General features: G+C 68.7%; 18 protein-coding genes. 11 read left to right on the top strand and 7 right to left on the bottom strand.

Annotated features, from left to right (window positions below):
- Nucleotides 1-17: 17 nt before the first annotated feature.
- From menE to menD, 3 genes are read left to right on the top strand one after another with little or no spacing between them, the layout of a single operon-like run.
- Nucleotides 18-1109, top strand: coding sequence for an o-succinylbenzoate--CoA ligase (menE, locus tag EV652_RS15665; protein WP_132209863.1), 1092 nt, complete (start codon nucleotides 18-20; stop codon nucleotides 1107-1109).
- Nucleotides 1106-2038, top strand: a complete 933-nt coding sequence (locus EV652_RS15660) for an o-succinylbenzoate synthase (RefSeq protein ID WP_132209862.1) — start codon at nucleotides 1106-1108, stop codon at nucleotides 2036-2038. The genes menE and EV652_RS15660 overlap by 4 nt, the downstream gene beginning before the upstream one ends.
- Complete coding sequence (menD, locus tag EV652_RS15655) at nucleotides 2035-3675, top strand: 2-succinyl-5-enolpyruvyl-6-hydroxy-3-cyclohexene-1-carboxylic-acid synthase (protein WP_132209861.1); 1641 nt, start codon at nucleotides 2035-2037, stop codon at nucleotides 3673-3675. Before EV652_RS15660 ends, menD begins: the two co-directional genes overlap by 4 nt.
- Here the strand turns inward: menD and mptB are convergent.
- From mptB to EV652_RS15635, 4 genes are all read right to left on the bottom strand, one after another.
- Nucleotides 3662-5107 (bottom strand): polyprenol phosphomannose-dependent alpha 1,6 mannosyltransferase MptB, encoded by a 1446-nt coding sequence (gene mptB, locus EV652_RS15650; protein ID WP_132209860.1) that lies wholly within the window; start codon nucleotides 5105-5107, stop codon nucleotides 3662-3664. The genes menD and mptB overlap by 14 nt on opposite strands.
- Nucleotides 5108-5231: 124 nt before the next feature.
- Complete coding sequence (locus tag EV652_RS15645; RefSeq protein WP_132209859.1) at nucleotides 5232-5996, bottom strand: ABC transporter permease; 765 nt, start codon at nucleotides 5994-5996, stop codon at nucleotides 5232-5234.
- Nucleotides 5993-6982 (bottom strand): ATP-binding cassette domain-containing protein, encoded by a 990-nt coding sequence (locus EV652_RS15640; protein WP_132209858.1) that lies wholly within the window; start codon nucleotides 6980-6982, stop codon nucleotides 5993-5995. Before EV652_RS15640 ends, EV652_RS15645 begins: the two co-directional genes overlap by 4 nt.
- Before the next feature lie 73 nt (nucleotides 6983-7055).
- Entirely contained in the window at nucleotides 7056-7685 is a 630-nt protein-coding gene (locus EV652_RS15635; protein WP_132209857.1) for a PadR family transcriptional regulator, read from the bottom strand.
- Nucleotides 7686-7742: 57 nt separating this feature from the next.
- On the opposite strand from EV652_RS15635, the gene EV652_RS15630 reads away from it, so the two are divergent.
- A complete protein-coding gene (locus EV652_RS15630; protein ID WP_132209856.1) occupies nucleotides 7743-8570 on the top strand; it encodes a GNAT family N-acetyltransferase in 828 nt (275 codons plus the stop codon).
- Here EV652_RS15630 and EV652_RS15625 read toward each other — a convergent pair.
- From EV652_RS15625 to EV652_RS15615, 3 genes are all read right to left on the bottom strand, one after another.
- Nucleotides 8560-8787: a hypothetical protein gene (locus EV652_RS15625; protein ID WP_132209855.1), complete on the bottom strand. Its 228-nt coding sequence runs from the start codon at nucleotides 8785-8787 to the stop codon at nucleotides 8560-8562. The genes EV652_RS15630 and EV652_RS15625 overlap by 11 nt on opposite strands.
- A gap of 250 nt (nucleotides 8788-9037) precedes the next feature.
- On the bottom strand, nucleotides 9038-9658 hold the full coding sequence (locus EV652_RS15620; protein ID WP_132209854.1) for an MBL fold metallo-hydrolase: 621 nt from the start codon (nucleotides 9656-9658) through the stop codon (nucleotides 9038-9040).
- Nucleotides 9659-9660: 2 nt separating this feature from the next.
- Nucleotides 9661-10923: an isochorismate synthase gene (locus tag EV652_RS15615; RefSeq protein ID WP_132209853.1), complete on the bottom strand. Its 1263-nt coding sequence runs from the start codon at nucleotides 10921-10923 to the stop codon at nucleotides 9661-9663.
- Nucleotides 10924-11224: 301 nt separating this feature from the next.
- Here EV652_RS15615 and EV652_RS15610 point away from each other — a divergent pair, with 301 nt between their 5' ends.
- The 7 genes from EV652_RS15610 (at nucleotide 11225) to nuoE (ending at nucleotide 17324) form a co-directional block, all read left to right on the top strand.
- Nucleotides 11225-11926 (top strand): demethylmenaquinone methyltransferase, encoded by a 702-nt coding sequence (locus EV652_RS15610; RefSeq protein ID WP_132209852.1) that lies wholly within the window; start codon nucleotides 11225-11227, stop codon nucleotides 11924-11926.
- A 193-nt stretch (nucleotides 11927-12119) separates the two neighbouring features.
- On the top strand, nucleotides 12120-13433 hold the full coding sequence (locus tag EV652_RS15605) for a geranylgeranyl reductase family protein (RefSeq protein ID WP_132209851.1): 1314 nt from the start codon (nucleotides 12120-12122) through the stop codon (nucleotides 13431-13433).
- A gap of 104 nt (nucleotides 13434-13537) precedes the next feature.
- On the top strand, nucleotides 13538-13897 hold the full coding sequence (locus EV652_RS15600) for an NADH-quinone oxidoreductase subunit A (protein ID WP_132209850.1): 360 nt from the start codon (nucleotides 13538-13540) through the stop codon (nucleotides 13895-13897).
- Nucleotides 13898-13900: 3 nt separating this feature from the next.
- Nucleotides 13901-14455: a NuoB/complex I 20 kDa subunit family protein gene (locus EV652_RS15595; RefSeq protein ID WP_132209849.1), complete on the top strand. Its 555-nt coding sequence runs from the start codon at nucleotides 13901-13903 to the stop codon at nucleotides 14453-14455.
- Nucleotides 14452-15159 (top strand): NADH-quinone oxidoreductase subunit C, encoded by a 708-nt coding sequence (locus tag EV652_RS15590; protein ID WP_132209848.1) that lies wholly within the window; start codon nucleotides 14452-14454, stop codon nucleotides 15157-15159. Before EV652_RS15595 ends, EV652_RS15590 begins: the two co-directional genes overlap by 4 nt.
- Complete coding sequence (locus EV652_RS15585; RefSeq protein WP_132209847.1) at nucleotides 15159-16511, top strand: NADH-quinone oxidoreductase subunit D; 1353 nt, start codon at nucleotides 15159-15161, stop codon at nucleotides 16509-16511. The genes EV652_RS15590 and EV652_RS15585 overlap by 1 nt, the downstream gene beginning before the upstream one ends.
- Nucleotides 16512-17324: an NADH-quinone oxidoreductase subunit NuoE gene (gene nuoE / locus EV652_RS15580; RefSeq protein ID WP_132209846.1), complete on the top strand. Its 813-nt coding sequence runs from the start codon at nucleotides 16512-16514 to the stop codon at nucleotides 17322-17324.
- The last annotated feature ends 1 nt before the right edge of the window (nucleotide 17325 follow it).

The raw sequence follows: 17325 nt of genomic DNA, 5'->3' as shown, positions 1-17325 counted from the left end.
GTACGCTCGTTGCTGACATGTCTACCTTGCGCCTGGTCCCCGGTACGCCGGATGCCGTGCTGTCTGCGCTCTCCGGCGTACTGGATGGCAGCGGTACACCGTTCGCCCCTTTGCCACCCGATCCGGCGGATGCCGCCAGGGTCCGGCAGGCGGCGGCACCGGACGAGCCGCTGGAGGACGGCTGTGCTGTGGTGCTGACCACATCTGGGTCGTCGGGTGAGCCGAAGGGCGTCCTGTTGTCGCGGGACGCGCTGATCGCGTCCGCCACCAGTACGCACGACCGGCTCGGCGGACCGGGGCAGTGGCTGCTGCCGATGAAGCCGTACTTCGTCGGTGGGCTGCAGATCCTCACGCGGTCCGTGCTGGCCGGTCTGGCGCCGGTAGTGATGGGGGAAAGCTTCAGTGCGGCTGCCGCGTCCATGACCGGGCCGCGGCGCTACACAGCGATGGTGCCGACCCAGCTGGCCCGCTACCTGGAGACCGACCTGGACGCGTTGCGCTCCTTCGACGCGATCATCATCGGCGGGGCTGCGACTCCACCAGGATTGAAGGCTCGGGCCGCGGAGGCCGGGGTGACCGCGATACCGGCGTACGGGATGACGGAGACGGGCAGTGGGTGCGTGTACGCCGGTGAGCCGCTGGTGGGGACGTCGATCGACTTCGACGACGGGCGGATCCTGATCAAGGGGCCGACGCTGTTCTCCGGGTACCGGCTGCGGCCGGAGCTGACCGCGGAGGTGCTGCGGGACGGGTGGTTCCGGACCCAGGACCGCGGGCAGTTGGTGGACGGACGGCTGCAGGTGATCGGGCGGCTGGACGACGTGGTGATCTCTGGTGGGGTGAACGTGACGCTGCCGTCGGTTCAGGCGCGACTGCTCGAGCACCCTGCCGTCGCCGATGCGGTCGTGCTCGGTGTGCCGGACGCGGAGTGGGGGAGCCGGGTCGTCGCGTTCGTGGTGGGTGACGCCGGACGGGACGAGTTGCGGGACTTCGTGGCCGAGGTGCTGCCGCGGACCTGGGCGCCGCGTGAGGTGGTCCCCATGAGCGCACTGCCGATGCTTGCCTCAGGCAAGGTGGATCGCCGGCGGCTGCTGGAGGGCGTGCGGTGATCACGTATTCGATCGGCCTGAAGAACAAGTTCCGTGGGATTACCGTGCGCGAGGGCATGCTCTTCGAGGGGCCTGCGGGGTGGGCCGAGTGGAGCCCGTTCCTGGACTACGACGACGCCACCTGTGTCTCCTGGCTGCAGGCTGCGCGGGAGGCGGCTGTCGACGGCTGGCCGGCTCCGGTGCGCACCGCCGTACCGGTGAACTGCACTGTGCCTGCTGTGACGCCGGATCGGGCGGCCGAGATCGTGAGGGCGTCCGGGTGTGGCACTGCCAAGGTGAAGGTGGCTGAGCCGGGTCAGACGTTGGCGGACGACCTGGAACGTGTGGAGGCGGTGCGGGACGCGATTGGCTCCGGCCGCGTGCGGATCGATGCCAACGGCGCGTGGTCCGTCGACGAGGCTGTGCAGGCGCTCCGACAGTTGGCCCGCTTCGACCTGGAGTACGTCGAGCAGCCTTGTGCGGCTGTGGAGGATCTGGCCGCGGTACGGCGCCTGGTCGACGTACCCGTGGCTGCGGACGAGTCGATCCGCCGGGCCGAGGACCCTTTGCTGGTGAGGAAGCTGGAAGCCGCGGATATCGCTGTGCTGAAGGTGCAGCCCATCGGTGGAGTCCGGGCGTGCCTGGAGATCGCCGAGCAGATCGGATTGCCTGTAGTGGTGTCGTCCGCGCTCGAGACCTCGGTAGGGATCGCTGCCGGTGTTGCGTTGGCCGCTGCCCTTCCAGAGCTTCCTTATGCGTGTGGGCTCGCCACTGTCTCCATGTTCACCAGTGAGGTCGTTGCTGAGCCCATGCTGCCGGTGGACGGCTTCCTGCCGGTGAAATCGGTGCAGCCAGATCCTGTGTTGCTGGAAGCGGCTCGGGCGGATGCAGCCAGGACTGCGGTGTGGGAAGAGCGCATGAGCCGAGTGCAGAAGAGGAGTGCCGGATGAACCCGTCCACGGCGTTTGCGACTGTGGTGGTCGACGAGCTGATCCGCTGCGGCGTACGGGAGGCCGTGGTGGCGCCGGGCTCGCGCAGCGCTCCGCTGGCGTTGGCACTGGCTGCTGCTGATCGTGCCGGACGGCTGCGGTTGCACGTCCGGATCGACGAGCGTACGGCGGGGTTCCTGGCGATCGGGTTGATCCGCGGGACCGGATTGCCGGTGCCGGTGGTGACGACGTCCGGTACGGCGGTGGCAAACCTGCACCCGGCCGTGTTGGAGGCGTCGCACAGCGGACTGCCGTTGATCGTGCTGAGCGCGGACCGGCCGCCGGCGTTGCGGGGGAGTGGTGCCAACCAGACGACGGACCAGCTGAAGGTGTTCGGGTCTGCGGTGCGGCTGTTCCACGAGATGGGTACGCCGGTCCGTGAGGTCGGGCAGGTGGCGTACTGGCGTTCGCAGGTCGCACGGGCCGTGGCCAACGCAGTCGGAGCTCGGTCGGCGGATCCTGGGCCGGTGCACCTCAACTGTCCGTTGGCTGAGCCGTTGGTGCCTACAGATGGGTCGGAGTGGCCTGAGTCGCTGGATGGTCGTAGTACTGGGCCTTGGACTGCTGTGCACGCCGCAGCTGGTCAGCCGTCCGCTGTCGCACCTGGGCCGAAGACTGTGGTGGTTGCGGGGGATGGGGCGTCGCAGGCCGCGCGGTTGGCTGCCGAAGCCGGTCAGTGGCCGTTGTTCGCCGAGCCGTCCAGCCGGGCCCGGACCGGTCCTGCGGTCATCTCGGCGTACCGGTTGTTGCTCCAGGCAAACGCTTTGGCCGCCGAGATCGAGCGGGTGCTGGTGTTCGGGCATCCGACGCTGTCGCGGCCGATCGCCAGGCTGCTCGCGCGGCCCGGTGTCGAGGTGATAGTGGTCGCACCGACCGGGCTGTGGCCGGACCCGGCCCGGCGTGCGTCGTCGGTCATCACCGGGCTGGAGGTCACAGGACCCGACACCACCGACTGGCTGGAACGCTGGCAGCACGCGGACCAGTTGGCCCGCCCCGAGATCGACAAGGTGCTCGCCGACGGCCTCAACGGACCGGGGATCGCGGCGATGGTCGGCGAAGCGGTCGGGGCCGACGGCATGCTCGTGGTCGCCTCCTCGAACCCGGTCCGCGACCTCGACCTCGCCCCGGTCGTCCCGATCCGCACCATCGCCAACCGCGGTCTGGCCGGTATCGACGGCACCATCTCCACGGCTGTCGGCGCCGCGTTGGCGAATGCCGGCCCGACGTACGCGTTGATCGGCGACCTGGCCTTCCTGCACGACGCGAACGGCCTGATCATCGGCCCGGACGAGGCCCGCCCTGACCTGCGCATCGTCGTCGTCAACGACAACGGCGGCGGCATCTTCTCCACGCTCGAACAGGGCGACCCCACCCACGCCACCCACTTCGAGCGCATCTTCGGCACCCCCCACAACACCGACCTGTCGGCCCTCTGCGCCGCGACGCACACCCCCTACACCCTCGCCGAAACCCCCGACGCCCTCCGAGCCGCCCTAACCCCCACCGTCGCCGGCCTGTCAGTAGTAGAAGCCCGCATCCCCAGAACCACCCACCGCCCCCTCACCGAGGCCCTGGTAACCGCACTCAGGCAGCTCTAACCCGGGCAGGCTCCTCAATCGGCACCGCAGCCTTGGACTTGCGCACTGGATGGAGCGTGCGCAGGTGGTTGAGGAGGGGGGCGATGGTGGCGATGGCTAGGGCTGTGGTGGTGAGGATGGGGATGGTTGCGCCGCGGAGGGAGGAGTTGAGTGGGGCGGCGATGGTGAAGATGAGGCTGACCGCGGTGATGGTGGTGGTCAGCCGGCGGCCGGGGCGGGCGACGGCCAGGAACGGCAGGCACCACAGGAAGTACCAGTCGTGCGCGCTCGGCCCCAAGACGACCACCGCGAGCAGGGCGATGCCCACAGCCCGCGCGGCGTGATGGACGGACGACCTGAGGCTCAGTACGACGATCAGCGTGACGGCCGCGATCATCCCGACCAGCCGGACGATCTGGAGCGCCTGGTCGGCAGCGGTGTCCTCGCCCAGCCATCCGAGTACGCCGGACGCGGCCATCCCGATCAGGTTCGCGATCGAGAAGGGTGAACGGACCAGCCCGGGTACGTCGAGGGCACCCAGCCACCCTGACCCCACGCCAGTCAGCTCACCGATGGTCACCAGCGTGAGCACCGACACCGCACCGGCGATTGCCAGACTCGCGAAACGAAGAGCCCGCCCAGCCAGCGGGCTCATCACCGCGGCAATGGCGATCACCACCAGCCCACCCGGCAGCTTCACCGCAGCCGCTGCACCAGCTACAACCGCCGCAGTTCCCCACCGACCCATCAGAGCCAAAGCAAACGCACTACAAGCCAGTCCAAGCATCAGTACGTCGTTGTGCGCGGCGCCAATGCCATGCGTGATCAGCACCGGGTTGGCGACCACCAACCACGTCGCGAACACCGGGTCCACCCGGCACGCGGTCGCCAGCCGTGGCACGGCCCAAGCGATCAGCACGATGCCCAGTACGGCGAGCAGCCGGTGCGCCAGCATCAGCACGTACGGGTCCATGGTGAGTCGCGCGACCAGGCCGCCGTACGCGAGAGGTAGTGGTCCGTACGGCGCCGGCGTCTGCAACCACATCGGGTCGACGGCCTCGACGATGTGACCGGACAGGACGCCAGGGCCCACGTCGTACGGGTTGAAGCCCTCGGCAACGAGGGCACCCTGCGCGGCGTAGCTCCACGCGTCCCGGCTGAACAGTGGCGGGATCAGGAGCAGCGGCACACTCCAGCACGCCGCCATGCGCAGTACCGGAGGCCGTAGCCCGGCCATGACCTTCCGCCCCACGGATAGCCAGGCCCAAGCCATCAGCCCGAGCCCGGCCACCATGAACGACAGTCCGACCATCCGGCCGGGCAGAGTGGCCCGCAGGTCGCCGGTGATCGGAAACGACGCCACCCACGAGGAGGGCGGCACCACCGAGGTCACCAGGCTCGCCACGGCGACTACGACGGAGCCGACCACCCCACGGACCATCGGCGAGCGCATGCCCGGACGCTAACCCGGCCCGGCGACTCCCCGATGAACAGCGCCTTACCTAAGCCTCAATCCGTGGATCCTGCCGCACTCCGCCGAGCACCTGCTCGCTGCTGCCAGGATCCACGGATTGAGGCTAAGCGGATTCCTTCCGGAAGGTCCGGGCGCCGACGGTCAGACCGATGATCGTGAGCAGGACGACCCAGAACAGGCCCCACAGCGACGAGCTGTTGCTGATGTCGCCGCGGAAGAGTGCCCGCACCCCGTTCACCACGTGCTTGAGCGGGCTGATGTCGGACAACCGCTGCAGCCACTCCGGGCCGATCTGCATCGGCAGCAGGATGCCGGACAGCAGCAGGAGCGGCATGGCGATCCCGTTCAGCAACGGGGCCAGTGCGTCCTCGCTCTTGGTGATGAGCGCGACCGAGTACGACAGCGAGGCGAACGTGGCGCCGAGCAGGGCGACGATCACCAGCGACAGCAGTACGCCGCCCCACGGCGCCCGCAGACCGAGCGGGACCGCGGCGATCAGCAACACCAGCGTCTGCACGACCAGTACGACGACATCCCGCAGTACGCGCCCTGCCATCAGGGATATCCGGGAGGCCGGGGTCACCCGGTCGGCCTCGATCACGCCGGCCCGGTACTCCGCGATCAGGCCGAAGCCGACGAACATCGCGCCGAACATGCCGAGCTGGACGATCAGGCCGGGGATGAACACCTGGTACGCGTTGGTGGTCGCACCCTGGCTGATCTGCGCGGTGATCGGCTTCAGCAGTGGGCCGAACAGGAACAGATACATCAGCGGCTGGCTGAGCATCAGGATCGCCCACATCGGGTTGCGCAGGGTCAGCCGCATCGAGCGATGGAAGACGATCCAGGTCTCACGAAGGACGGTCATGCCACGGCCTCCTCGGTCTGCGGCTTGGCTGCGGTCTCGTCGTCGCGCAGCGAGCGGCCGGTCATGGTCAGGAACACGTCGTCAAGAGTCGGGCGGTGCACCTCGACACCGGCCAACTCGACGCCCTGGGCATCGATCTGGCGGAGCAGGCCGGGCAGCACCGAACCGCCGCGCGGGATCCGGAAACCGACCACGTCACCGTCGGTCTCGAACTCGGTCGCGCCGTCCAGTTCCTGCACGATCTTGGTCACCGCGGACGCCTGGTCGGCGTCGGCGAGGCTGAGCCGGACCGCGTCGCCGGAGACCTGCTGCTTCAGCGTGTCCGGGGTGCCGGCGGCAACGATCTTGCCGTGGTCGATGACCAGGATCCGGTCGCAGAGCGCGTCCGCCTCGTCCAGGTAGTGGGTGGTGAGGAAGATCGTCGCACCGCGGTCGCGGAGACCGCGGATGTGCTGCCACAGGTTCGCCCGGGCCTGCGGGTCGAGACCGGTGGTCGGCTCGTCCAGGAAGATCAACTTCGGGTCGTGGATCAGCCCCATCACGATGTCGAGCCGGCGCCGCTGGCCGCCGGACAGGGTCTTGCACTGCCGCCGCCACAGGCCGGGCAGGTCGAGTTCCTCGAACAGCCGTTGACCGTCCGCGGCCGCCTTGGCCTTCGGTACGCCGTACAGCCGGGCGTGGTCGACGACCTCGTCGCCGGCGATCGCCTCCGGCAGGGTCGAGCCGCTCTGCGACACGTACCCGATGCCGCGGCGGACCCCGACTGGGTCCTTGGCCAGGTCGCAACCGGCCACGGTCGCGGTCCCGGCGGTCGGCTTGATCAGGGTCGCCAGCATCCGCATCGTGGTGGTCTTGCCGGCCCCGTTCGGCCCGAGGAAGCCGACGATCTCCCCGTCGGCGACATCCAGATCTACCCCCTGCACGGCCTCCACCGGGCCGCGTTTGGTCTTGAAAGTACGCACTAGTCCGCGCGCTTCGATCATCATGCGGGCAAGTCTGACTAATCAACTTTGAATAGTCAACGTTGATTGGTCGCCGCCCGGAGCGGGCTGAGCGCGGTCAGTCGGCGGGCGGGCTGGGGATCTCGCCCCAGAGGGTGATCATGCCCGGGTACGGCGTCCAGTCGGCCGGTTCGCCGGCGAAGGCGTAGCTGCCGTCGGCGATCCGGTCGCGGAAGGACCTGGTCCACTCGAGCTCGCCGCGGTCGCGGGCATCGACGATGCGGAGCATCTCGACCACGTGGTTCGGGGTTGCCGGGTCCTCGAGGATCTGGCGCTCCGAGAACGGCTGAGCCTTGTTGCGCTGCTCGAGCTGGACGATCCGCGCCTCGAGCGCGGCCAGCACCTCGTCGCGGCGCAGCGACCAGAGGAAGCTGAGCGCTGCCTGCATCCGGTCCGGGTGGAAGCCGTCCACGGTCCAGAGCATCTCGCGGAGCAGCGTGAAGTACTCCGTGTCACCGTCGGCCGTCAGCTTGTACGACGTACGCCCGGGCCGCTGACCAGGGCCCTCCTCGAGCTCCTGCAGGTAGCCGTGTTTGGCCAGTGTCCGCAGCCCGGTGTAGATCGAGCCGGGGTTGATGTTCGCCCACTCCTGCACGTTCCAGGTGAGCAGCTCGCGGCGCAGCTGGTACCCGTAGGCCGGCTGGAAGATCCGCACGACCCCGAGCAGGAGCAACCGCGTGGTGGACATAGCCGCAGTGTAAATCCGGGCGACCAGCCCAGGTCCTCAGGCGTAGTCTCCGGAGGCATGGATGTGCGTGTGACGAGTGACGCGGCCGCCTTCGAGCAGACGGTCTTCCCTTTCCTGCAACGGGATCCGGTGCTGCACACCCTCATCATGAGCAACGTCCACCAACGCGCCGCCGGAGCCGGCGCCGTGGTGGACGAGCCGTCGTACTTCGCCTCGGTCCACGACGGAGCCGATGTGGTCGGCGCCGCGATGCGGACCCCGGGGCGGATGGTCTACCTCGGCGCGCTGCGACCTGAGTACGCCGAGGCGGTCGCCGACGCGTATCTCGACGTACTGACCGACCAGATCGGCGTGGCGGGCGATCGACCTGCCGCCCAGCGATTCGCCGACCGCTGGTGCGAGCGGCGCGGCGGTACGGCGACCGAGAGCAAGGCCACCCGCCTGCACAAGCTCGGCACGCTGACGCCACTGTCGGCGGACGGCTCACCGCGGCTGATGAAGGACGACGAGGTCGAGTTGGTCGCGGACTGGGTGAAGGACGGCTTCCCTGAGGAGCTCGGCGCCGACCGCCTGGACTGGGCCAGAGAGCACCTGCGCGACGGGCGACTCTGGATGTGGGAGGCCGGTGGTGAGCCGGTGAGCATGGTCAGCTACCACCATCCGGTCTTCGGGGTCTGCCGGGTCGGGCCGGTCTACACGCCGCCCGAGCACCGCCGGCGTGGGTACGCCGGTGCGCTCACCAGCCACGTGTCCGCCGAGATCCTTGCGCAGGGCAACCAGGCGTGCCTCTACACCGACCTGGCCAACCCGACCTCGAACAAGATCTACCACCAGGCCGGCTACCGCCAGGTCGCGGATTTCGTCGACGTCGAGTTCACCGCATGATCGCGCGGAGCACCAGTGACCCCGCTGTCTTCAAGGACATCGCTTCCCTTTCCTGCAACGCGATCCGGTACTCAACACCGCCCTGCTGACCGGTACCGCGGACCGGATCCGCGGCATCCTGACCGACCCGGAACCGCCGGTGTCCGTGCACGAGGGCGACGAGGCGGTCGGCGCCGTGGTGAGTACGGCGTTGTACGGGATCAACCTGGGGAGCCATGCCGCGAGGACCGGCAGAACCTTCCGCGGGTCGGAGCGGAGCCGCCTGCACAAGCTCCACCAGTTCGTCGAGCGTCGTGATTGGTGCAGTTCGACAGGAGGTGTCTGGCGATCGAGTCGGATACCCGGTGGGCTCAGGCGGGGAGTGGCTGGCAGTGGGCGTATACGTCCTGTCGGTTTGCAGCCAGGCCGGCCGCCGTACCTGCGGGTGAGCCGCCCGCGGCATAGGAGTCCGGAAGCGGTGACAGATGTCAGTTGAGCTCGGTGGACTCGCCTGGGGCCAGGCCGAGGTAGGGGCGGCCGCCCTGTTCGCCCAGCCAGCGCTTCATCATGCCGAGGCCGATCGGGCTGAGCAGGCCGTCGTGGATGCCGATCGTCTGCTCGGACGTGATCGCGCGGGCGTACTCGATCGCCGGCGGCAGCGAGAACCACGGGCCGGAGATCGGGACCAGGTTGGTGTGCACCTGACGGTCGGGCTGGGTGAACGAGTCGCCCGGGTGGTAGACGGCGTCCTCGATCAGGTAGCCGACGTTCTCGCACGGAACACCCAGCTCCGGCAGGATCACCGCGTGGTCCTTGCCATAGGCACGTACCGCGAAGCCGGCCGCCTCGAAGGACTGGCCGTCCGCGACCACGCTGACCCGGTCACCCAGATCCGCGAGCTGCGCGGCGACACCGGCGTTCGTGTAGACCGGCGCATCCAAGAGCTTCAGCCGCTCCACGTCCAGGTGGTCCGGGTGCTCGTGCGTGACCAGGATCGCGTCGGCGCGCTCGAACACGGCGTCCTCGCTGAACGTTCCCGGATCGACGAGCAGGACCTTCCCGTCCTTCTCCAGCCGGACACAGGCATGCGCGAACTTGGTCAGCTTCACCCTCAGTCTCCCAACGCGTCTCTCATCGGAACCAGCTTGGCATTCGTCTCGGCCAGCTCGGCTACCGGATCGGAGCCGGCCACGATGCCCGCGCCGGCGAACAGGCGCATCCGCCGCGGGTCGTCCGGGTCGGCCTGGCCGCAGCGCAGCGCGATACACCACTCGCCGTCGCCGGCCGCGTCCAGCCAGCCGACCGGTCCGCTGAACCGGCCGCGCCGCATCCCCTCGATCTCGCCGATCAGGTCGCGGGCCAGGTCGGTCGGCGTACCGCAGACCGCCGCGGACGGGTGCAGTGCGGCGGCCAGGCCGAGCGCGGAAGCGCCGTTGGCGGCGACTCCGGCGACGTCGGTGGCCAGGTGCATCACGTTCGGCAGGTGCAGGACGAACGGGGTCTCCGGCACGTTCATCGACGTACAGTGCGGCTTCAGTGCGTCGGCGACCGAGCGGACCGCGAACTCGTGCTCCTCCAGGTCCTTGCTCGACCGGGCCAGCGACGCGGCCAGCGCGAGGTCGTGAGCGTCGTCCCCGGTACGGCGGATGGTCCCGGCCAGCACCCGGGACGTGATCAGCCCCTTCTCCCGCCGGACCAGGAGCTCGGGAGTCGCCCCGATCAGGCCGTCGACGGAGAACGTCCAGCAGTTCGGGTACGCCGACGCGAGCTGGCGCAACGGCCAGCGCAGGTCGATCGGCTGCTCGGCGATCGCGATCAGGTCGCGCGCCAGCACCACCTTGTCCAGCTCACCGCCGGTGATCCGCTTGATCGCGTCCGCGACGATGCTCGACCAGTCGGTACCGGATCGCGCGCCGTCCGAGAACGCGATGTCGTGCACCGGTGACGGCTCGTGGGTGACGAGCTCCGGCGGCGCGGCCAGCGAGCTCGCCGGCGAGACCGTGGTCACCCAGGTGGTCCCGCCCCGACGGCCGATGATCACCTCGGGCACGACCAGCTGACTCAGGTCTTCGTCGGTGAACCCGAACGACCCGAAGCACAGCAGCCCGGACCCCGGTACGCCGACCTCGTCGCGGACCACCGCGGCCGCGACCAGTTCCTTCCACCAGGCGATCGCCTCCTGGAAGCGGTTGCCACCGGCAATGTCGAGGCGGGCGGCGACACCCCAGCCGACGTGACCGTCGCCGCGTCGTACCCAGGCCAGCCCGCCCTCGGCGGGTAGATGGTCCATCAGCTGGGCCGACACCCCGTCGACGGGCTGGCTGCGAATCACCAGATGGGGAGCCTGGCTCCCGACCGGCTCAGACAAGCTCACCGCACCACTCCTCGCTGCGGCCCCGGGTCTCGATGGCCTGCCGGCTCCATGGAGATGCACTCACGAGATGCAAGCGTATGCCTGTCCCATGTCCAGCGAGTTTCGGCGCCCGTCGCGGCCGTGATGAACCTCGCGTCCAACACCGCCCTCCGCACACCATCTCCGGCGCCCAGGCGGGCACCTCGCTGCGTTGGAGAAGCAGCCACGATGAACACCACATCGAGGCAGCTCCTCCGCCTTGCGATGCACCCACCTGGACACCGGAGCTGGCACACGGAGGGCGGTGCAGGACACTAGACAGGTGACCCGCGCAGATCTGAGCAAAGAACCGCATGCCGTGGCGGCCATGTTCGACAACGTGGCCGAGGGGTACGACCGGACGAACGCGGTGGCCACGATGGGGCTGGAGAAGCTGCACTGGCGGCCGCAGACGTTCGCGGAGATCGCGCCGCGGAAGGGGATGAAGGTCCTCGATCTGGCCGCCGGGACCGGTGCGTCGAGTATCAAGCTGCGCGAGGCCGGCGCCGAGGTGGTCTCGTGCGACTTCTCGGTCGGCATGCTCCGGGTCGGCAAGCGCCGCTACCCCGAGCTCGACCTGATCGCCGGCGATGCCCTGCAGCTCCCGTTCGCCGACGACACCTTCGACGTGGTGACGATCTCGTGGGCGCTGCGGAACGTGAACGACGTCACCGTCGCGCTGCGGGAGATGCTGCGGGTGACCCGGCCGGGCGGGCGGCTCGTCGTACTGGAGAACTCGCACCCGACCTGGAAGCCGTTCCGGGTCGCGTACCTGGAGTACATGATGCGGGCGGTGCCGGTGGTGGCGAAGGCGGTGTCGACCAACCCGGACGCCTACGAGTACCTGGCCGAGTCGGTCCGCGCCTGGCCGGCGCAGGAGCCGCTCGCGCGCACGATCGAGGCCTCCGGCTGGACCCGGGTGCAGTGGCGCAACCTCACCGGCGGCCTGGTCGCCATCCATCGTGCGGTGAAGCCCTCGAAGTAGACCACCAGGGGCACTGGTCCGCAGTACGGCGGATGCTGAATTACGCAAGGTGAAACGTGCGTAAATCTTTGTCCAGCAAGGGATTCAGGGCCGGTTTCGTGTCCGCGTCAGGCAGTCCTAGACTGTCGGGTGACGAGGCTTCGTGAAGCGATTCACGAGCGCACAGCCCCCAAACTTCCAGGCCGGGAATGAGATGAGCCAGAGCGTGCCGAGCGGGCAGCAGGCGGAGACCGCTGATGTGATCGTCGTCGGCGCCGGACCCGCGGGCTCGGCCGCCGCCTATCACCTGGCCAACGCGGGACTCGACGTCCTACTGCTGGAGAAGACCGCCTTCCCCCGGGAGAAGGTGTGCGGCGACGGGCTCACCCCGCGCGGTACCAAGCAGATCATCAACATGGGGATCGACATCTCCGAAGAGGCCGGCTGGATCCGCAACTACGGTCTGCGCATCCAGGGCGCCGGGCACGTGCTGCAGCTCGACTGGCCGGACCTGTCCAGCCACCCGAACTACGGTCTGACCCGGAACCGGATGGACTTCGACGACATGCTCGCCCGGCAGGCCGTCAAGGCCGGCGCCCGGCTGCGCGAGCGGACCAACGTCTCCGCGCCGATCCTGGACGACCGGGGCCACATCGTCGGCGTCACCGCCAAGCCGGTCGACGACAACGGCCGGCGCGCCGGTGCCGACCTCGAGTTCCGGGCGCCGCTGGTGATGGCTGCCGACGGCAACTCGTCCCGGTTGAGCATCGCGATGGGCCTGCACAAGCGCGACGACCGCCCGATGGGTGTCGCCGTCCGCACCTACTTCACCAGCCCGCGCCACGACGACGACTACCTTGAGTCGTGGCTGGAACTGTGGGCCGACGACCCACAGCACCCGGGACAGCGCAACCTGCTGCCGGGCTACGGCTGGATCTTCGGGATGGGCGACGGCACCGTCAACGTCGGCCTCGGCATCCTGAACACGTCCGACGCGTTCGGCAAGGTCGACTACGCCGATCTGCTGAAGCAGTGGCTGAAGAACACCCCGGAGGAGTGGCAGTTCCGGGACGAGTTCCAGACCATCCCGATCCGTGGCGCGGCCCTGCCGATGGGCTTCAACCGGCAGCCGCACTACACCCGCGGCCTGATGCTGCTCGGCGACGCCGGTGGCATGGTCAACCCGTTCAACGGCGAGGGCATCCCGTACGCGATGGAGTCCGGGGCGTTCGCCGCCGAGGTCGCCGCCCAGGCCCTGCACCGGCAGCCGAACCAGCGAGAGCGCGCGTTGTCGGCGTACCCGAAGGCGCTGAAGCAGGAGTTCGGCGGTTACTACACGCTCGGCCGGATCTTCGTGAAGCTGATCGGAAATCCGGAGGTGATGCGGCTGTGCACGAAGTACGGTCTGCCGCGCACCACGCTGATGAAGTTCACCCTGAAGTTGCTTGCCAACCTCACCGACCCGCGCGACGGCGACGTGATGGACAAGATCATCAACGGCCTCACCAAGGTCGCCCCGGCCGCCTGAAACCGGCGGGGCGAGTGAGATGAGCCACAGCGGTACTGATAACACAGTGCTGTTCGGAAACGCAGACAGACAGACCACCGGCTGAAGGAGGGAGCAGGAACCCGATGCACCCTTACGTACCGATCCTCGTTCTCGGTGTGCTCGCGGCGATCTTCGTGGCGGGCACCTTGGTGACGAGCGCGCTGGTCGGACCCAGGCGCTACAACCGGGCCAAGCTCGACTCCTACGAATGCGGGATCGAGCCGACCCCGCAGCCGGTCGGTGGCGGGCGGTTCCCGGTGAAGTACTACATCACCGCGATGCTCTTCATCGTGTTCGACATCGAGATCATCTTCCTCTACCCGTGGGCGGTCGCCTTCGACCAGATGGCGCTGTTCGGGCTGATCGAGATGGTCATCTTCATCGTCACCGTCTTCGTCGCGTACGCCTACGTGTGGCGCCGCGGCGGACTGGAGTGGGACTGAGCAATGGGTGTTGAGGAACAGCTTCCGGCCGGCGTACTGCTGACCACGATCGAGGGCCTGTCCGGCTACATGCGGAAGGCCTCGTTGTGGCCGGCAACCTTCGGGCTGGCCTGCTGCGCGATCGAGATGATGACCACCGGCGCGCCGCGGTACGACGCCGCCCGGTTCGGCATGGAGGTCTTCCGGGCGTCGCCCCGGCAGGCCGACCTGATGATCGTGGCCGGCCGGGTGAGCCAGAAGATGGCCCCGGTACTGCGCCAGATCTACGACCAGATGCCGAACCCGAAGTGGGTGCTCGCGATGGGTGTCTGCGCGTCGTCGGGCGGCATGTTCAACAACTACGCGATCGTGCAGGGCGTGGACCACGTCGTACCTGTCGACATGTACCTGCCCGGCTGTCCGCCGCGGCCGGAGATGTTGCTGGACGCGTTCCTCAAGCTGCACGAGGACATCCAGAGCGGCAAGCTCGGCGCGAACAAGAAGGCGCTGCAGGCGGAGCAGGAAGCCGCCGCGCTGACCGCGTCGCCGACGCTCGAGATGAAGGGGCTGCTGCGGTGAGCAATACGCAACCCGAGAACCTGCCGGCAACCGCGGCGGCCGGTGACGCTCAGACCCCGGCGGCCGAGGTGGTGGACCAGCGCGAGGGCATGTTCGGTGTCCGTGGCACCGGTGACACCTCCGGCTTCGGCGGCCTGCGCCGCCAGGTCGCGTTGCCCGGCGGTACGCCGAAGCCGTACGGCTCCTGGTTCGACGGCGCGACCGAGCGGCTGGAGAGCCTGGTCGGCGACGGTGCGATCGAGAAGGTCGTGGTCGACCGGAGCGAGCTGACCCTGCACGTCCAGCGCGAGCGGCTGGTCGAGGTGTGTCAGCACCTGCGCGACGACGAGGCGCTCCGGTTCGAGTTCTGCTCCGGCGTCAGCGGCGTGCACTACCCGAACGAGACCGGCCGCGAGCTGCACGCGGTCTACCACCTGATGTCGATGACCCACAACCGGCGGATCCGGCTCGAGGTGTCCGCACCCGACGCCGACCCGCACATCCCGTCGGTCGTCTCGGTCTACCCGGCCAACGACTGGCACGAGCGGGAGACCTGGGACTTCTTCGGCATCATCTTCGACGGTCACCCGGCACTGACCCGGATCCAGATGCCGGACGACTGGCCGGGTCACCCGCAGCGCAAGGACTACCCGCTCGGCGGTATCGACGTCGAGTACAAGGGCGCCGTCATCCCACCGCCCGACACGCGGAGGTCGTACAACTGATGACCCAGACACAATCGACACCCTCAGACCCGTACGCGACTACTCGCGACACCACCGAGGGCAAGGTCTTCACCGTCACCGGTCAGGACTGGGACTCGGTCGTGGCCGGCCTCGGCGAGGAGCCCGAAGAGCGGATCGTCGTCAACATGGGCCCGCAGCACCCGTCCACCCACGGCGTGCTCCGGCTCATCCTCGAGATCGAGGGCGAGACGGTGACCGAGGCCCGCTGCGGCATCGGCTACCTGCACACCGGTATCGAGAAGAACATGGAGTTCCGCTCCTGGACGCAGGGCGTCACGTTCTGCACCCGAATGGACTACTTGGCGCCGTTCTACAACGAGGCGGCCTACTGCCTCGCGATCGAGCGGCTGCTCGGGATCGAGGACCAGATCCCGGAGAAGGCGAACGTGATGCGGGTGCTCCTGATGGAGCTCAACCGGATCAGCAGCCACCTGGTCTGCATCGCCACCGGTGGGATGGAGATCGGCGCGCTCACGGTGATGACGATCGGCTTCCGTGAGCGGGAGATGACGCTCGACCTGTTCGAGCTGATCACCGGCCTGCGGATGAACCACGCGTTCATCCGGCCGGGCGGTGTCGCCCAGGACCTGCCGCCGGGTGCGCTGGACAAGATCCGCGAGTACATCACCTGGATGAACAAGCACCTGCCCGAGTACGCCGAGCTGTGCAACGCGAACCCGATCTTCAAGGCCCGGCTGCAGAACGTCGGCTACCTGGACCTGAGCGGCTGCATGGCGCTGGGCATCACCGGCCCGCCGCTGCGCTCGACCGGGTACGCGATGGACCTGCGCAAGACCCAGCCGTACTGCGGGTACGAGACGTACGACTTCGACGTACCGACCTGGGACACCGCGGACTCCTACGGGCGGTTCCGGGTCCGGCTGCAGGAGATGCACGAGTCGCTGAAGATCGTCGAGCAGTGCGCCGACCGGCTGGCCAAGATGGAGGGCGAGCCGGTGATGGTGGCCGACAAGAAGATCGGCTGGCCGAGCCAGCTGGCCGTCGGCTCCGACGGGATGGGCAACTCGCTCGACCACATCAAGCACATCATGGGCGAGTCGATGGAAGCGCTGATCCATCACTTCAAGCTGGTCACCGAGGGCTTCCGGGTGCCGGCCGGCCAGGCGTACGTGGCGCTGGAGTCGCCGCGCGGCGAGCTGGGCTGCCACTTGGTCTCCGACGGCGGCACCAAGCCGTACCGGGCGCACTTCCGTGACCCGTCCTTCGCAAACCTGCAGGCGATGCCGATCATGTGCGAGGGCGCACAGGTCGCCGACGTGATCGTCGCCGTCGCCAGCCTTGACCCGGTGATGGGTGGAGTGGACCGATAGATGGCCGAGAATCACGCGACAGCGACCGACAAGCCGGTGCCGTACAGCACCGGTGACTCCAACATCACCGAGACCACGATCGCGGAGATGCGCGAGCTGGCCGCCCGCTACCCCGAAGGCCGGTCCGCGCTGCTGCCGATGCTGCACCTGGTGCAGTCGGTCGAGGGCCGGGTCACCCCGGAGGGCATCGAGGCCTGCGCCGACGTGCTCGGGCTGACCGGCGCCGAGGTGTCCGCGGTCGCGACCTTCTACACGATGTACAAGCGCCGCCCGGTCGGCGACTACCACGTCGGGGTCTGCACCAACACGCTGTGCGCCGTCATGGGCGGCGACCTGATCTTCGACCGGCTGAAGCAGCACCTCGACGTCGGCAACGACGAGACCACCGAGGACGGCAAGATCACCCTCGAGCACCTGGAGTGCAACGCCGCCTGCGACTACGCGCCGGTGATGATGGTGAACTGGGAGTTCTTCGACGACATGACGCCGGAGTCGGCCACCCAGTTGGTCGACGACCTGCGCGAGGGCACCGAGGTGAAGTCCCCGCGCGGTGCGACGATCTGCACCTGGCGCGAGGCCGAGCGGGTGCTGGCCGGGTTCCCCGACGGCCGCGCCGACGAGGGCCCGACCGGCGGCAAGGCGACGCTGGCCGGTCTGCGGCTCGCCCGCGAGCGCAACTGGACGGCTCCGGGTGGTCGCGGCGGCTCCCGGGCCCCGATCGACTCCGTTCCCGGCCCGCGTCCCGAGGACCAGCCCGGACGTGAGTCCGGCACAGGGTCCCCGGCCACTCCCGACTCCCGGAAGGAGGACTGAC

Source organism: Kribbella steppae (genome assembly GCF_004342025.1).
Classification (GTDB): domain Bacteria; phylum Actinomycetota; class Actinomycetes; order Propionibacteriales; family Kribbellaceae; genus Kribbella; species Kribbella steppae.
Note: the sequence above shows the minus strand (reverse complement) of the source record. Positions and strands in the feature narration are given on the sequence as shown.

What these genes read in the sequence shown, in the direction of transcription:
- menE (WP_132209863.1), top strand. Translation starts at nt 18, where the DNA reads ATGTCTACCTTGCGCCTGGTCCCCGGTACGCCGGATGCCGTGCTGTCT.
- menD (WP_132209861.1), top strand. Translation starts at nt 2,035, where the DNA reads ATGAACCCGTCCACGGCGTTTGCGACTGTGGTGGTCGACGAGCTGATC.
- mptB (WP_132209860.1), bottom strand. Translation starts at nt 5,107, where the DNA reads ATGCGCTCGCCGATGGTCCGTGGGGTGGTCGGCTCCGTCGTAGTCGCC.
- EV652_RS15645 (WP_132209859.1), bottom strand. Translation starts at nt 5,996, where the DNA reads ATGACCGTCCTTCGTGAGACCTGGATCGTCTTCCATCGCTCGATGCGG.
- EV652_RS15640 (WP_132209858.1), bottom strand. Translation starts at nt 6,982, where the DNA reads ATGATGATCGAAGCGCGCGGACTAGTGCGTACTTTCAAGACCAAACGC.
- EV652_RS15635 (WP_132209857.1), bottom strand. Translation starts at nt 7,685, where the DNA reads ATGTCCACCACGCGGTTGCTCCTGCTCGGGGTCGTGCGGATCTTCCAG.
- EV652_RS15630 (WP_132209856.1), top strand. Translation starts at nt 7,743, where the DNA reads ATGGATGTGCGTGTGACGAGTGACGCGGCCGCCTTCGAGCAGACGGTC.
- EV652_RS15625 (WP_132209855.1), bottom strand. Translation starts at nt 8,787, where the DNA reads ATGGCTCCCCAGGTTGATCCCGTACAACGCCGTACTCACCACGGCGCC.
- EV652_RS15605 (WP_132209851.1), top strand. Translation starts at nt 12,120, where the DNA reads ATGAGCCAGAGCGTGCCGAGCGGGCAGCAGGCGGAGACCGCTGATGTG.
- EV652_RS15600 (WP_132209850.1), top strand. Translation starts at nt 13,538, where the DNA reads ATGCACCCTTACGTACCGATCCTCGTTCTCGGTGTGCTCGCGGCGATC.
- EV652_RS15595 (WP_132209849.1), top strand. Translation starts at nt 13,901, where the DNA reads ATGGGTGTTGAGGAACAGCTTCCGGCCGGCGTACTGCTGACCACGATC.
- EV652_RS15585 (WP_132209847.1), top strand. Translation starts at nt 15,159, where the DNA reads ATGACCCAGACACAATCGACACCCTCAGACCCGTACGCGACTACTCGC.
- nuoE (WP_132209846.1), top strand. Translation starts at nt 16,512, where the DNA reads ATGGCCGAGAATCACGCGACAGCGACCGACAAGCCGGTGCCGTACAGC.